The sequence below is a fragment of the Burkholderia lata genome (genome assembly GCF_000012945.1).
In the GTDB taxonomy this organism is placed as follows: Bacteria; Pseudomonadota; Gammaproteobacteria; order Burkholderiales; family Burkholderiaceae; genus Burkholderia; species Burkholderia lata.
Window position 1 is genome coordinate 238,342 of record NC_007510.1, and the last position, 14,578, is coordinate 252,919.

Genomic DNA, 14,578 nt, shown 5'->3' on the forward strand with positions numbered 1-14,578 from the left:
CGCGGGGCCCGCGGCCGGCCGTTTTTAGAGGTGCTCGGCGAGGAAGGTCAGCGTGCGGCCATGCGCGAGCGCCGACGCGCGCTGGTTGTACGACGCGCGGTCCGTGCAGTTGAAGCCGTGCTCGGCGCCCGGGTACACGTGGAACGACGCATGGTCGTGGCCGGCGAATGCGGCCTTCACCTGGTCGACGGCCGTGAGCGGGATGCCGTGGTCGTTTTCCGCGTAGTGGAACAGGATCGGCTGCGTGACCTTGCCGGCGAGGTCGAGCGCGTTCTGGATGCCGCCGCCGTAGTAGGCCACGGCCGCGTCGATCTTGCCGGTCGCCGCCGCGCGGTACGCGAGCTGGCCGCCGAAGCAGTAGCCGATCGCGGCGACCTTGCCGGCCACTTCGGGGCGTGCGCGCAGTGCATCGGCTGCCGCGCCGATGTCCGCGACCGCGAGACCCACGTCGGTCTTTTTCATCAGCTCGATGCCCTTGTCGCGATCCGCGCCTTCGTAGGTCAGCTCGACGCGCGGCTGCGTGCGCCAGAACACGTCCGGCGCGAGCGCGACGAAGCCGTCGGACGCGTACTGGTCGGCGACCGCGCGGATGTGCGAGTTCACGCCGAAGATCTCCTGGATGATGATGACGGCGGGGCCGGTGCCGCGCTTGGGCAGCGCGAGATAGCCGCCGAAGCTGTCGTTACCGGCGGGGATGTCGATCCATTGGGCAGTCACGTTCTGAACTCCTGGCGAACGGGGTGCGCGATGCGCGCCCCGGGGTGAAAGAGGGCGGCCTAGTGTGCCACCGATCGTGTGACGGTGCAGGGCACGCGCCCGCTTCTCGCGCAGCGATCGTTTCGATCTCGATTATTCATTTTTCGGCGCTGCGCTGCTTCGATAGAGTCGATGTGCCGGCCTTTACAAAGCGCTTTCGCGCATCGTCATCGAAGGATTCGCCATGTCTGCCCGTCTGTTTTCCACGCCCTTTTCCGAACGCTTCGGCCTGCGCCTGCCGCTCGTGCAGGCGCCGATGGTCGGCGCGACCACGACCGCGATGGTCGCCGCCGCGTCGAATGCCGGCGCGCTCGGCAGTCTCGGCGCCGCCGCGTTTGCGCCCGAGCGTCTCGCGACCGAGGTCGAAGCCGTCCGCGCGGCGACCGATCGCCCGTTCGCGGTCAACCTGTTCGTGCTGCCGGACGCTACGCCCGATGCGGCGACCGTCGCCCGCGCATTGGCCGCGATCGATCCGCTGAATGCAGCGCTCGGATTGCCGCCGGGCACCGCGCCCGCACGCTATGCGCCTGATTTTCGTGCGCAACTCGACGCACTCGTGGCGTTGCGCGTGCCCGTTGCGAGCTTCACGTTCGGCGTGCTCGATGCAGCCGACGTCGCGCGCCTGAAGGCCGCCGGCACCTACGTGATCGGCACGGCGACGCACGTGGCCGAAGGGCTCGCATGGCAGGCGGCCGGCGCCGACGCGTTGTCCGCGCAAGGCGCCGAGGCGGGCGGCCATCGCGGCACGTTCATCGGCTCCGCCGATGACGCACTGATCGGCACGTTCGCGCTCGTGCCGCAACTGGTCGACGCGACCGGCCTGCCGGTGCTTGCCGCCGGCGGGATCATGGACGGCCGCGGGATCGCGGCCGCGCTCGCGCTCGGTGCGCAGGGCGTGCAGCTCGGCACCGCGTTCCTCACCTGCACGGAAAGCGCGATCGCGGCGGACTGGAAGGCGCGCCTGCTCGCGAGCGCCGATACGTCGACGCAGGTCACGCGCGCGATCACCGGCCGCCACGCGCGCGGGCTGCGCAATACGTTGATGGTGCGGCTCGGCGAACGCGTGGCCGACGCCGCGCCGTATCCGGTGCAGAACGCGCTGACGCAGCCGCTGCGCCAGGCCGCCGCGCGCGCCAACGACGGCGACTACCTGTCGCTGTGGGCCGGGCAGGGTGCGCCGCTCGCGCGACGGCGCGGCGATGCGATGACGACGTCGCAGCTCGTTGCCGCGCTCGATGCCGAATGGCGTGCGACAGCTGCCTGAATCGTTCATATCGGACGACGAAACGCGCGTTGTCACGCGCGTTTCATTCAACGATCACGGGCACAAAATACCGAATCGAAATGCCCTTGGATTGTTTTAAAACGACCTTTCACCAAGTCGCTTGGAATTAGCGGAAACCCTTATCCGGCGGGGCTCGCGGCGATATTCGAGTAGTCATTCCAAAGTGCGCATATCGGTAGTGTTACCACTACCCCAAAAAAGTCCCACAAATTAATTTGATCACCTACACTTGCGCGCAAGTACGGACGGGCGGCTGCTAAAAGCGGCGGTTTTCACGTGCTTGAGGCCAAGTGCATGAACGATGCAACCGGCGAATCGTCCAGTGATTGCAAACACAGGGATGGCAGCGGGGCACCGGGCGATGGCGTTTATTGGGACCGAAACTGGAGACTTATATGAATATCAAGATGCAAAAGCTGTTGCCGATCACCGCCGCGGCGATGCTGTGCGTTGCAGCTGCAAGCAACGCGGCCGCCGATCAAGTCGTCAAGATCGGCCACGTCGCGCCCTTGACGGGCGGCATTGCACACCTGGGCAAGGACAACGAAAACGGTGCGCGTCTCGCAGTCGAGGAGATCAACGCCAAGGGTCTCACGATCGGCGGCCAGAAAATCACGCTGCAACTCGACCCGCAGGATGACGCGGCCGACCCGCGGCAGGCCACGCAGGTTGCGCAGAAGCTCGTCGACGACAAGGTCGTCGCGGTGGTCGGCCACCTGAACTCGGGCACGTCGATCCCGGCCTCGAAGATCTACAGCGATGCGGGCATCGTGCAGATCTCGCCGTCGGCCACCAACCCGGCCTACACGCAGCAGGGCTTCAAGACCACGTACCGCGTGGTGGCCACCGATGCGCAGCAGGGCCCGGCACTCGCGAACTACGCGCACTCGAAGGGCATCAAGAGCGTGGCCGTGGTCGACGATTCGACCGCGTACGGCCAGGGTCTCGCGAACGAGTTCGAGAAGAAGGCCAAGGCGCTCGGCCTGAAGGTGATGTCGCATGACGCGACGAACGACAAGGCGGTCGACTTCCGCGCGATTCTGACCAAGATCAAGGGCGAGAATCCGGACGCGATCATGTACGGCGGCATGGACGCCACCGGCGGCCCGTTCGCGAAGCAGGCGAAGCAGCTCGGCCTGCGCGCGAAGATCTTCGCGGGCGACGGCGTGTGCACGGAAAAGCTGGCCGACCTGGCCGGCGACGCGACCGACAACGTGGTGTGCTCGGAAGCCGGTGCTTCGCTCGAGAAGATGTCGGGCGGCGCGGCGTTCAAGGCGAAGTACGAGAAGCGCTTTGGCCAGCCGATCCAGATCTACGCACCGTTCACGTATGACGCCGTGTACATCATCGTCGATGCGATGAAGCGCGCGAACTCGACGGATCCGGCGAAGATCCTCGCCGCGATGCCGACGACGAACTACTCGGGCGTGATCGGCACGACGACCTTCGACTCGAAGGGCGACCTGCAGCACGGCGTGATCTCGCTGTACAACTACAAGAACGGCAAGAAGTCGCTGCTCGACGAAGTGAAGATGTAACCAGAAAAGCGGTCAACAGAAGGGGTGAAAGCGCGCATGCGGTAACGCAGGCGCGCTTTCTTTTTGGGCCGGCGCCTGCCGCGCCCCGTCAGATCTTCAGCCGCGCGAGCACCTTCGGCGCGACGGCCGCGACGAGCGCCGCGCACAGCGCGACGACGGACAGGCCGATCGTCAGGTTCGCGGCCTGCGCGACCGCGCCGATCACGACCGGACCGAACAGCATGCCGAAATACGCGAGCCCGGCCACGTGCGCGAGCCCTTCGGCCGCGTGGATGCCTTTCACGCGTGCGGCGGCCGCGAACAGCACCGGCATCATGTTCGCGAGGCCGAGGCCCATCAGCGTGAAGCCGGTCAGCACCGCGGCCGAATACGGCAGCAGCAGCGCGCCGATCATCCCCGCGCAGGCGAGCGACGCGCTCGCGAACACGAGCTGCGGTGCGCCGAAGCGGGCACGCACGGCGTCGCCCGCGAAGCGCGCGATGGCCATCCCGCCGGAGAACGCGGCATAGGCGGCGCTGGCGAGCGCGGGGCTCGCCGCGACGACGTCGCGCATGTAGACCGTCGCCCAGTCGTACATCGCGCCCTCGGCGATCAGCGCGACGAGCGCGATGCCGCCGAGCATCCATAGCGCGGGCGAGCGCCAGCGGTTGCCGCCGCCGTGCGCGTGTTCGTGATGCGGCACATGCGGCAGCACGGCCGGGCTGGCGACCACCAGCACCGTCGCGCTGGTGCCCGCCGCGAGCGCGAGATGCACGGCCGGCGCCATGCCGGCCGACAGCAGCGCGCCACCGGCGGCCGCGCCTGCCATCCCGCCGATGCTGAACATGCCGTGCAGCGACGACATGATCGGCCTGCCGATCGCGATTTCGACCGCGCTGGCCTCGGCGTTCATCGCGACGTCGAGCGTCGCCATCGAGAAGCCGAACAGCGCGAGCACGGCGAGCAGCATCGGGTAGTCGGGCACGACGAGGATCAGCGCCGCGCAGGCCGACATCACGAGCCCGCCCGCGAGGCACGCGGTGCGCGAGCCGACGCGTGCGATCCAGCGTGCGATGGTCAGCATCGCGGCGATCGAGCCGACGGCGACCGCGAACAGCGCGATCGACAGCAGCCCGGGGCTCAGCGAGAACTTGTCGCGCACGGTCGGCACGTGCACGCCCCACGACGCGAACATCATGCCGGCGACGAAGAACAGCGCCATCGACGCCGTGCGCGCCCGCTGGCGGGCCGGTAGCGACAGCACGCGATGCGCGTCGGGGGGCGCGGCGAACGGGGACGACGATTCGGGGGAAGAGGATTCGGACACGGTAACGCTCATCAAAAGTCATGCACGGACGCACGCGGCGCCCGTCGGATCCGTCCGATTCTATCGAACCGCTTACGATCCTGCCGGGCAATGGCCGTTCGGACGATGATCCGGCGATGATCCGGTGGCCCGCGTTCGACCGCATAGGCCGTTCGACCGATGCGCGGCGCGCCGCGCCCGCGGGTAACATCGAAGCGCATGGCGTGCCTGGCGCGCGCCGCCCTTCCACCGCAGGAGTCCTCTTGAACATCGAACCCGCTCTCGCCCTGCATCTGCTGCACCGCTGCGCGCTCGGCACGCTCGCCACCCATTCGCGCGATCCGCAGGGTTTCCCGTATCCGACGGTCGTCCCGTTTGCACCCGATGCAAGCCATCGTCCCGTGATCCTCGTGAGCGGCCTCGCGGAGCACACGCGCAATCTGGCCGCCGATCCGCGCGCGGGCTTCCTCGTCGTCGACGCGCCCGACGGCGACGTGCTGAACGCCGAGCGCGCGACGCTGCTCGGCCGGTTCGTGCCGCTCGGCGACGATCCGCACGTCACCGCGCGCTACTGTCGTTATGAGCCGGACGCCGCGCGCTACCTCGCGCTCGGCGATTTCACGTTCTGGGCGCTGGACGTCGAGCGGCTGCGCTATATCGGCGGTTTCGGGCGCATGGGCTGGGTCGACGGGACGCATCTCGACGTGCTGCCGCCGCTCGCGTTCGACGAGGAACAGGCGTTATGGGACGCGTACGATGCCGGCGCTGCGCGCCGCGACGGACTCGAATTGCTCGGTGTCGATCGCCACGGCGCCGACTGGCGACATGACGGCCGCCGCGTGCGTACGCCGTTTGATACGCCATTAGCCGATGCAGGCGCATTGCACGAGCGGCTGATTGCATGCGCGCGGGATGTGACGTGACGTCGCGGATGCCGACTTGTCCGCACTTTGTCCGTTTAGCGAGCTGCGCCATCCGATTTTCGTAAAACTGTCGTCCGATGAAAGCTTCGATTTTTCGAATGCAGGGTAATTGCGTATGTTGATAGACCTAATAGCCAATGGCTAATGTCCTAATCTCTGTGTAGGAACGTAAAAATTTGAGAAAAGGCCGCGACCGGTCAAAATGACACGCGTGATTTTCAATTGACCTCGGGATTTTCATGAATCTCGCTTCTATCAAATCTTTTTTGTGCTAATCTCTGCCTTCGAAAATCCGAGGCACATATATTTCATGAATGGTGAGCTGGCTGCAGACCGGCGCCATTGGTCAGATAGAAAGGGAAACTATGTCTTCTTACAAGGACCTGCTGGCCCAGCGGGAGAAGCTGGAGAAGCAAATCGAAGAAGCAAAGTCGCGTGAATACGCTGAAGTGCTGAATGACGTGAAGCAGAAAATTGCCGACTACGGCTTTTCGCTCGCCGAACTCGGTCTCAGCCGCGCGAAGGCAGGTAAGGTTGGCCGTCCGCGTGCAGGTGTTGCCGCGAAATACCGCGATCCGGAATCGGGCGCGACGTGGTCGGGCCGCGGCAAGCCGCCGCGCTGGATCGCGGGCAAGAACCGCGAACAGTTTGCAATTTAAGTGTTTGTTTAAGTTGCCTGCTCTTCAAAAGAGCCGCGTGTCCGTTAAGGAGCGCGGCTTTTTTGTTTTCAGCGGTCGCCACGCACATGGCGTTGTCATGAAAGTGTAATAATCCGGTGTGAATGGAAATACGACCCGTTCGCATAAGCGGTTGATTTAAATAAGAAATTTGTGGGTATTGGCCGGGTTCACCGGGCGCCCTTGATAGAATTGGGTATCGCACACCGATATCCAATATTTCATGTCCACGTTTTCCGGCGACGCGCAGAGCGCAGATAAGCACGCGGTTGCACGCAAGAGCACGTTCGTCAGTATTGTGCTGAATGTCGTGCTTGCGACATTTCAGATCGTCGTCGGCGTGATTGCACATTCGCAGGCATTGATTGCTGACGGTGTGCATTCGATTTCCGATTTGATCTCGGATTTTGTCGTGCTGGTTGCGAATCGGCATAGCGGCGCATCGCCGGATGCCGACCACAATTACGGACACAGCCGCTACGAGACCGTCGCCTCGCTGTTTCTCGGCGCGATCCTGATTGCGGTTGGCGTCGGCATGCTCTGGCGGGCCGGCGACCGTCTCGTTAATCTCGAAAACATTCCGGCGGTACATTTTTCCGCGCTGCTCGTCGCGCTGACGGTGCTCGTGTCGAAAGAGGCGCTGTTTCGCTACATGCTGCGCGAAGCGCGGCGCGTCCGCTCGGCGATGCTCGTCGCGAACGCGTGGCATGCGCGTTCGGATGCCGCATCGTCGCTCGTCGTCGCGATCGGCATCGTCGGCAGCCTGGCCGGCGTGCGGCTGCTCGACCCGATCGCGGCGGCGATCGTCGGCTTCATGGTCGCGCGCATGGGCTGGACGTTCGGCTATGACGCGCTGCAGGACCTCTCCGACCGCGCGCTCGACACGACCGATACGGCCGAGATCCGCGCGCTGCTCGCGGCGACGCCCGGCGTGCGTGACGTGCATGACCTGCGCACGCGCAAGATGGGCGATGCCGCGCTCGTCGACGCGCACATCCTCGTCGACCCGAAAATCTCCGTCTCCGAAGGGCACTACATCGCCGAGACCGCGCGTGCGCGCGTGCTGACCGACCCGCGCGTGCTCGATGCGCTGATCCACGTCGATCCCGAGAACGACGCGGCGCGCCGTCCGGCGCTCGCGCTGCCGCCGCGCGGCGAGATCGCGGCACGGCTCGAGGCCGCGCTCGCGCAGCGAGGGCTGCATGCGGCGGCCATCAACCTGCATTACCTGAGTACGGGGCTCGAGATCGACGTGACGCTTGCTTGCGATCCGCACGACACCGATGCGGCGCTGGCCGGCCGGCTCGACGCCGATGCGTTGAAGCGCGAGTTCGGCGCGCGCCGGATCGGCTTCACGCGCACGATGCCCGCGCAGACGTGACCGGCCGCGGGCACGCGTGGCGGCGGGCCGCCGGCGCGCGCGTTACAGCGGCAGTTGCGTGTCGAACTTGATTTCGCGCAGCACGACGCTCGTGCGCACCTGCGACACGGCGGGGATCTTGAAGATGCGTTCGTGCAGGAACACGTCGTAGGCCTTGATGTCCGGCGCGACGATCTTGAGGATGTAATCGGCTTCGCCGGTCGTGCTGTAGCACTCGGTGACTTCCGGGCAGGTCGCGATCTCGCGCTCGAACTGCTCGACGCCGCCTTCGTTGTGGCGGGTCAGGTGCACATGCGCGAGTGCGCAGACGTGCAGGCCGAGCTTCTCGCGATCGAGCAGCGCCGTGTAGCGCTGGATCACGCCCGACTGTTCCATGTCCTTGATGCGGCGCCAGCACGGCGTGCTCGACAGGCCGACCTGGTCCGAGATTTCCTGGACCGAGCGGCGCGCGTCGAGCTGCAACAGGCGAAGGATTTTTTGCGAAAAGGAATCGAGCGTCACCTGCGCCTCCATGCGGCAACTACAACACGCTGAATGTTAGAGGGCCGGGAAAGGAAAGGCAATCTGGCGTCGCGTTGTTGAGCGAGATTCGCTAATTTGCTCGCGGATCCGTGGGGATTTGTCCCGCGCCTGCGTCGTCCGACCGATCGGTGTCCGACACTGCGAGGCCTGCGAGCGCGGCCTGCTGGCGGCGCAGGTCGGCGAGCATGTTGCAGAACAGCGCGCCTTGCTCGATCGCGTCATCCAGCGCGACGTGCGTGTGCGGATGGTCGTCGAACCAGTGCTTCGGAAAACGCGGCTTGATCGCCTTGCGGTACGGCAGGCCCGTTATCGCGAACGCGAGCGTCTTGATGTCGAGCGCCGACCACGAGAACGGGCAGCGTCCGGCGAAGCGCATCATGTACCAGAACATGAACGTGAAGTCGAAGCCGGCCGGCATCGCGACGAACACCGGCTTGCCGGGCAGCGCCTCGACCCAGTCGACGTATGCGACCAGCGCCGCTTCGGGCGCTTGCAGATCCTTTCGGCACGCGGCCCATGCTTCGGGCTCGGTCTTCCACCACGCTTCCTGCACGGGGTGCGCCTGCGCGCCCGGTAGCGTTTCGAGGTTGGCCGAGAACGTCGCGATCAGCTGCTTGTCCTCGGTGTAGGCCGCCGACGCGAAGCTCAGCATCGAGTGCGGGCCAGGAATCGGGCCGTCGGCCTCGACATCGGTGCTGACGTAGATTTCCGGGATGGCGGTCTGGTTCATCCGAATACCTTATCGGACACGAACGGGTTCGTGCGGCGCTCGTCGCCGAACGTCGACACCGGGCCGTGGCCCGGCACGAACGTCACGTCGTCGCCGAGCGGCCACAGCTTCTCCTTGATCGACCGGACGAGATCCTCGTGATTGCCGCGCGGGAAATCGGTACGGCCGATCGAGCCGGCGAACAGCACGTCGCCGACGATCGCGACGCGATGCGCGCGGCTGAAGAACACGACGTGGCCGGGCGTGTGGCCCGGGCAGTGATAGACCTCGAGCGTCTCGTCGCCGAACTGCACGGTGTCGCCGTCGCTCAGCCAGTGATCCGGCTCGAAGGTTTCGGCGGCCGGAAAGCCGAAGCGTTCGCTTTGCATCGGCAGCTTCTCGATCCAGAAGCGCTCTTCTTCCTGAGGCCCCTCGATCGGCACGCCGTAATGCGTCGCGAGCGTCTTCGCGCCCGCGCAGTGATCGATGTGCCCGTGCGTGAGCAGCACCTTCTCGACTTGCACGTTCTGCCGCGCGACTTCCTGTTCGATCCGGTCGAGATCGCCGCCCGGATCGACGACGGCGGCGCGGCCCGTCTTCTCGCAGACGAGCAGCGAGCAGTTCTGCTGGAACGGCGTGACCGGAATGAGCGTGACTTTCATGGAGGCACCGGCGGCTAAAAGGAGCGATTGTACCGGTCGCGCGTGCTGCCTGCCGGTCGCCCGACGCGCGTCGCGGTGCATGCGTCCGGGCATTCCCGGAGCATGTCGATTGTTACGGCCATAGTGAGAATCAATGGTCCGCAGGGGGTGCTTTTCGGGTTGACCTTTTGGTTTATGTATAATGCGCCCCATTGCGCGTGAATTTCACGCCATTCGCTGGTGTTTCGGCCCCGTTAAAAAGGGGCGTCGGAGGCACCGTCAAGCATCAGCCGCCGGGGAGTCCGGCGGTGTATCCAGCACCGAGCTTTCGGTGCTCACGTCTTGTCCGGCCGGGTGCTGCGCGCCCGCCTGCGGCCCTGCTGCCGCGCCGCCGGATGAGGCCTGTGCCGCCGTTCCTGTGAGTCGGTCGTTTCGACGCGCGCGAACGTGAAGCCATGTTCGATGGCGGCATGTGGGGTCTGGTCAGGCTGTTGGGGACAGGTTGCGCCAGACGTGAAAACTAATCAGGACGGTTGCGGCCTAGACGAAGGCTGCGCCCATGCAAGCCGCCTGCTCGTATCCGAGCGGGGCGTGCACGCATTTGCCGTCCGGGCCGCATATCTGCGCTGTGAATCGGCGTGATGAAGGAGCGGCCCGAACCAGAAGGCGACACGTCGATGAATTTACGTTTTCCGAGTCGATTCGGGACCATTGCATTGTTTTTTGCGCTGACGGGCTGTGCGGTGCCACCCAGCCAGACCACCGGTAGCGCGAACCAGAAGAACGCCGTCGACAAGACGGCCGCCGCCGCGAAGGCGGATAGCGACAAGCAGCTGAATTTTGATTCCGCGCTGGCGTCGATGCCGGCTGCCGACAGCAAGGACGCGAAGAAGTCGTCGCTGGCGGACGCCGAGCCGATCGACGGCAAGGATGTATCCGATTTCCGCCAGACGGGCCGCGCCTCGTGGTACGGGCGGGATTTCCACGGCCGCCGCACCGCGAACGGCGAGCGCTTCAACATGAACGCGCTCACCGCCGCGCACCGCACGCTGCCGCTGTCGTCGTACATCAAGGTGACGAACGCGTCGACCGGCAAGTGGGTCGTCGTGAAGGTCAACGATCGCGGGCCGTACAAGCGCGGCCGCGTGCTCGACCTGTCGTATGCGGCCGCGAAGCTGATCGGCCTCGTGCACGCCGGCACCGGCCGCGTGAAGATCGAAGGGCTGTCGCCGCAGGAAGCGCGCGAGGCACGCGACGAAATGTTCGCGTCGATCTCGGCGAAGTAACGCAGCGGATCGACCGCTCATGCAAAAGGGCTGCCCTCGGGCAGCCCTTTGTCTTTCCGGCACCGCGCGATGCCGGCGCCGGTTTCCCGGTGCCGGCCCGCTCGCGTGTCAGTTCTCATCCTTCAGCACCAGCGCTCGCGCATACAGCGTGTTGCGCGACGCGCCCGTCAGCGCGGCCGCGAGCTTGGCCGCGCTCTTCACCGGCACCTCTTCCAGCAGCAGCTTGAGCAGCGCATCGTGGGCGGTGTCGTCGGCTTCGCCGCTCGTCGCCGGTGCGCCTTCGACCACCAGCACGAACTCGCCGCGCTGCCGGTTCGCATCGCCGGCGAGCCAGGTCTGTCCTTCGGCCAGGGTGCCCTGGAACAGCTGCTCGTGTAGCTTGGTGAGCTCGCGCGCGATCAGCAGCCGGCGCGCGGGGCCGAACGCTTCGGCGAGCGCGGCGACGGTTTCGGCGATCCGGTGCGGTGCCTCGTAGAACACCAGTGCATACGGGTGCGATACCAGCGCCTGCAGCGCGGTCGCGCGCTGCTTGGTCTTCGGCGGCAGGAAGCCCGCGAACGTGAACGCGCCGGCCCAGTCGCCGGCCACGCTCAGCGCGGTCACCGCCGCGCTCGCGCCCGGCAGCGGGATCACCGCGAAGCCGGCGGCGCGCACTGCATCGACGAGCCGCGCGCCAGGGTCCGAGATGCCGGGCGTGCCGGCGTCCGATACGTACGCCACGCGTTCGCCGCCGCGCAGCAGTTCGATCACGCGTTGCGCGGCTTCGCGTTCGTTGTGCTCGTGCACGGCGACGAGCGGTTTCGAGATCCCGTAGCGGGCGAGCAACTGGCCCGTGTTGCGGGTGTCTTCGGCCGCGATGCGGTCGGCGAGGCCGAGTACGTGCAGCGCGCGCAGCGTGATGTCGGCGGTGTTGCCGATCGGCGTGGCGACCACGTAGAGGGCGGCGTCCGGGTAGTGCTGCGTGTGCGCGAGTTCGAGGAGGGCAGTCATGGCAGGCAATGCGCGCAATCGCGGCGCAAGCGGAACAAGGACGGCATTGTGCCACGCGGCGCCGGCCCGGCCGGGCGACGGGCGCGGTTTGCCGCGTGCGGGCGACAACTTTTCCGGTGCGGCGCGATCCAAACCGGTCGGCGCGGCGTTCGAGCAGCGTGCGCGGCAGTTTCTCGAGCGCCGCGGCCTTGTGTTCGTCGCGGCGAACGTGACGATGCGCGGCGGCGAGCTCGATCTCGTGATGCGCGAGCCCGACGGCATGCTCGTGTTCGTCGAGGTGCGCGCGCGGCGCAGCGCCCGGCATGGCGGCGCGGCCGCGAGCGTGGGCTGGCGCAAGCGGCGGCGCCTGGTGGCGGCCGCGCTGCAGTTCTGGGCGCGGCACGGCGCCGGTGCCGCGTGCCGCTTCGACGTCGTCGCGTTCGAGGCCGGGCAGCTCGCGTGGCTGCGCGACGCATTTCGTGCCGACGATGCGTAGCCGCGAGCTGTGACGAGATGTAAAGAGTTCGTGCCGGACCCCCGGAGAGGGTGCCGGAGTACGGTAAACTCGCCGCACCCACGATGTCGCGCGATGCGTGCCACGCGCCCAGTTCACCAGGAATCGATGTCAGTCGAACGTATTCAGCAACATTTCCGCGACAGCGCCGCGCTTCACGCCGAAGCGGCCGACGCGCTGTCGCTGCCGATCGCAGCCGCGGTCGACGCGATGTTCGCCGCGCTGGCGAACGGCAACAAGATCGTCGCCTGCGGTGACGGCCCGTCGGCCGCCGCCGCGCACTACCTCGCCGTGTCGCTCGTCGGCGGCTTCGAGCGCGAGCGCCCGGGCCTGCCCGCGATCGCGCTGGCCACCGATGCGTCGCAGGGCGGCCTCGCGGGCGCGGTGTCCGCCGAACAACTGTTCGCGCAACAGGTGCGCGTGCTCGGCCAGACCGGCGACATCCTGCTGGTGCTCGATCCGGCCGGCGCGTCGCCGCGCGTGCTGGCGGCGATCGACGAAGCGCACGAGCGCGAGATGACCGTCGTCGCGCTGACGGGCGGCGACGGCCATGCGGTCGCGGCTGCGCTGTCCGATACCGATATTCCGATCAGCGTGCCCGCCGTTCGCGCGGCGCGCATCCACGAAGTCCATCTGCTGACCATCCACTGCCTGTGCGACGGCATCGACGCGATGCTGCTGGGTGAGGATTGAACGAAGGAGAGCCGTCGATGAATCAAAGCCGCGTCAAACAGACGCTCGTCAGAACCACGCTGCTCGCTGCGCTGACGGCGGGCCTCGCCGTGTCGCTGCAAGGTTGTGTGCTCGGGGTCGTGGGCGCAGCGGCCGGCGGCGGTGCGCTGATCGCGACCGATCGCCGTACGCTCGGCGCACAGACGGAGGATCGCGAGATCCAGGTCAAGTCGCTCACGCAGATCAACAACGGGCTGCCCGACCAGTCGCACGTCAACGTGACGGTGTTCAACCGCCGCGTGCTGCTGACGGGTGAAGTGCCGAACGATGCATCGAAGCAGCGCGCCGAGGAAATCGTACGCGGCATCAACAACGTGAACGGCATCGTCAACGAACTGTCGGTCGAGCCGGCGTCGTCGCTGTCGTCGCGCGCGAACGACTCGTACCTCGAAGGGCGCGTGAAGTCCGAGCTGATCGCGACGAAGGGCATCTCGTCGAACTACTACAAGGTCGTCAGCGAACGCGGCAACCTTTACCTGATGGGGCTCGTGACGGTCGACGAGGGCAATCGCGGCGCGGAAGCCGCCAGCCAGGTGCCGGGCGTCGAGAAGGTCGTGAAGGTGTTCCAGTACGTGAAGCCGCAGGATGCGCAGGCGCTGCAGGACGCATCGCCCGCGAACGGCGCGTCCGGTGCGCAGGCCGCCGCGCCGGCGGATACCGCGACGGTGGGCGCCGTGCCCGACGCGTCGGTGCAGTCCACGCCGCTGCAGCCGCCCGCACCGATCTCGAATTCGTCGAACGTACACCCGGGCAACCCGAAGGCCCCGTCGCAATGAAGAACAGGCAGATGAAGCAGATGAAACAGTGGATGGTGCAGGGCGCCGCGGCTGCGGCGCTCGTGGTCGGCACGCTGGGCGTCGCGCACGCGGATGTCGGCGATGGCCTGAAGGTTGCGCGCGGCAACGCGTGCATGGGCTGCCATGCGGTCGACCGCAAGCTCGTCGGCCCGTCGTTCAAGGATATCGCCGCCCGTTACAAGGCTGATCCGCAGGCCGTGGCCAAGCTGTCGAAGAAGGTGAAGGAGGGCGGCTCCGGCGTCTGGGGCGCCATTCCGATGCCCGCGCACCCGCGCATGAGCGACGCCGACGTGCGTTCGGTGGTCGAATGGGTGCTGGCTGGCGCGCCGTCAAAGTAAGGTTTCAGGGGTGATTCAACCCCTATTGCCAAGCGCAGAAACGCGTGTGTATGATGGTTGTCTGTTGGGGCGGTAGCTCAGCTGGGAGAGCGTCGCGTTCGCAATGCGAAGGTCGGGAGTTCGATCCTCCTCCGCTCCACCAACGAAATTCGAAGGGCTCGATCGCGAGATCGGGCCCTTTTGTTTTTGTGGGTTCACAACGGCAGGCCGTGCCCGCGCGCCGCG

At 66.5% G+C, this 14,578-nt stretch carries 16 protein-coding genes and 1 tRNA gene; 11 read left to right on the forward strand and 6 right to left on the reverse strand.

Annotated features, from left to right (window positions below; genetic code table 11):
* Positions 1-24 precede the first annotated feature (24 nt).
* Positions 25-717, reverse strand: coding sequence for a dienelactone hydrolase family protein (locus tag BCEP18194_RS06950; protein WP_011350615.1), 693 nt, complete (start codon positions 715-717; stop codon positions 25-27).
* 223 nt (positions 718-940) lie between these two features.
* On the opposite strand from BCEP18194_RS06950, the gene BCEP18194_RS06955 reads away from it, so the two are divergent.
* Together BCEP18194_RS06955 and BCEP18194_RS06960 are read left to right on the forward strand one after the other, a co-directional pair.
* Positions 941-2,020, forward strand: a complete 1,080-nt coding sequence (locus BCEP18194_RS06955; protein ID WP_011350616.1) for an NAD(P)H-dependent flavin oxidoreductase — start codon at positions 941-943, stop codon at positions 2,018-2,020.
* 416 nt (positions 2,021-2,436) lie between these two features.
* A complete protein-coding gene (locus tag BCEP18194_RS06960) occupies positions 2,437-3,579 on the forward strand; it encodes a branched-chain amino acid ABC transporter substrate-binding protein (protein ID WP_011350617.1) in 1,143 nt (380 codons plus the stop codon).
* An 88-nt stretch (positions 3,580-3,667) separates the two neighbouring features.
* On the opposite strand, the gene BCEP18194_RS06965 is transcribed toward BCEP18194_RS06960, so the two are convergent.
* Complete coding sequence (locus BCEP18194_RS06965; protein WP_011350618.1) at positions 3,668-4,897, reverse strand: MFS transporter; 1,230 nt, start codon at positions 4,895-4,897, stop codon at positions 3,668-3,670.
* 230 nt (positions 4,898-5,127) lie between these two features.
* On the opposite strand from BCEP18194_RS06965, the gene BCEP18194_RS06970 reads away from it, so the two are divergent.
* The 3 genes from BCEP18194_RS06970 to BCEP18194_RS06980 all read left to right on the forward strand — a co-directional run bounded on the left by BCEP18194_RS06970 (position 5,128) and on the right by BCEP18194_RS06980 (position 7,845).
* Entirely contained in the window at positions 5,128-5,787 is a 660-nt protein-coding gene (locus BCEP18194_RS06970) for a HugZ family protein (protein WP_011350619.1), read from the forward strand.
* Positions 5,788-6,152: 365 nt separating this feature from the next.
* On the forward strand, positions 6,153-6,446 hold the full coding sequence (locus BCEP18194_RS06975) for an H-NS family nucleoid-associated regulatory protein (protein ID WP_011350620.1): 294 nt from the start codon (positions 6,153-6,155) through the stop codon (positions 6,444-6,446).
* Between the two features lie 241 nt (positions 6,447-6,687).
* The gene (locus BCEP18194_RS06980; RefSeq protein WP_011350621.1) at positions 6,688-7,845 is read left to right on the forward strand and encodes a cation diffusion facilitator family transporter; all 1,158 of its coding nucleotides are present in this window, start codon (positions 6,688-6,690) and stop codon (positions 7,843-7,845) included.
* A gap of 42 nt (positions 7,846-7,887) precedes the next feature.
* Here the strand turns inward: BCEP18194_RS06980 and BCEP18194_RS06985 are convergent, their stop codons facing one another.
* The 3 genes from BCEP18194_RS06985 to BCEP18194_RS06995 all read right to left on the reverse strand — a co-directional run bounded on the left by BCEP18194_RS06985 (position 7,888) and on the right by BCEP18194_RS06995 (position 9,738).
* Entirely contained in the window at positions 7,888-8,358 is a 471-nt protein-coding gene (locus tag BCEP18194_RS06985; protein WP_006477376.1) for an Lrp/AsnC family transcriptional regulator, read from the reverse strand.
* Between the two features lie 79 nt (positions 8,359-8,437).
* Positions 8,438-9,097: an exonuclease gene (locus tag BCEP18194_RS06990; RefSeq protein WP_011350622.1), complete on the reverse strand. Its 660-nt coding sequence runs from the start codon at positions 9,095-9,097 to the stop codon at positions 8,438-8,440.
* The gene (locus tag BCEP18194_RS06995; RefSeq protein ID WP_041492718.1) at positions 9,094-9,738 is read right to left on the reverse strand and encodes an MBL fold metallo-hydrolase; all 645 of its coding nucleotides are present in this window, start codon (positions 9,736-9,738) and stop codon (positions 9,094-9,096) included. Before BCEP18194_RS06995 ends, BCEP18194_RS06990 begins: the two co-directional genes overlap by 4 nt.
* A gap of 656 nt (positions 9,739-10,394) precedes the next feature.
* Here BCEP18194_RS06995 and BCEP18194_RS07000 point away from each other — a divergent pair.
* Positions 10,395-11,003, forward strand: a complete 609-nt coding sequence (locus BCEP18194_RS07000; RefSeq protein ID WP_041492997.1) for a septal ring lytic transglycosylase RlpA family protein — start codon at positions 10,395-10,397, stop codon at positions 11,001-11,003.
* Between the two features lie 108 nt (positions 11,004-11,111).
* On the opposite strand, the gene rsmI is transcribed toward BCEP18194_RS07000, so the two are convergent.
* Complete coding sequence (gene rsmI, locus BCEP18194_RS07005; protein ID WP_011350625.1) at positions 11,112-11,993, reverse strand: 16S rRNA (cytidine(1402)-2'-O)-methyltransferase; 882 nt, start codon at positions 11,991-11,993, stop codon at positions 11,112-11,114.
* Between the two features lie 46 nt (positions 11,994-12,039).
* Here rsmI and BCEP18194_RS07010 point away from each other — a divergent pair, with 46 nt between their 5' ends.
* From BCEP18194_RS07010 to BCEP18194_RS07030, 5 genes are all read left to right on the forward strand, one after another.
* On the forward strand, positions 12,040-12,468 hold the full coding sequence (locus BCEP18194_RS07010; protein WP_041492719.1) for a YraN family protein: 429 nt from the start codon (positions 12,040-12,042) through the stop codon (positions 12,466-12,468).
* A 126-nt stretch (positions 12,469-12,594) separates the two neighbouring features.
* On the forward strand, positions 12,595-13,179 hold the full coding sequence (locus tag BCEP18194_RS07015) for an SIS domain-containing protein (RefSeq protein ID WP_011350627.1): 585 nt from the start codon (positions 12,595-12,597) through the stop codon (positions 13,177-13,179).
* A 17-nt stretch (positions 13,180-13,196) separates the two neighbouring features.
* Positions 13,197-13,994 carry a BON domain-containing protein gene (locus tag BCEP18194_RS07020; protein ID WP_011350628.1) on the forward strand — a complete coding sequence of 266 codons (798 nt, stop codon included), beginning with the start codon at positions 13,197-13,199 and terminating at the stop codon, positions 13,992-13,994.
* A gap of 11 nt (positions 13,995-14,005) precedes the next feature.
* Positions 14,006-14,353: a c-type cytochrome gene (locus BCEP18194_RS07025; RefSeq protein WP_423752853.1), complete on the forward strand. Its 348-nt coding sequence runs from the start codon at positions 14,006-14,008 to the stop codon at positions 14,351-14,353.
* 66 nt (positions 14,354-14,419) lie between these two features.
* Positions 14,420-14,495: transfer RNA gene (locus BCEP18194_RS07030), tRNA-Ala, on the forward strand.
* The last annotated feature ends 83 nt before the right edge of the window (positions 14,496-14,578 follow it).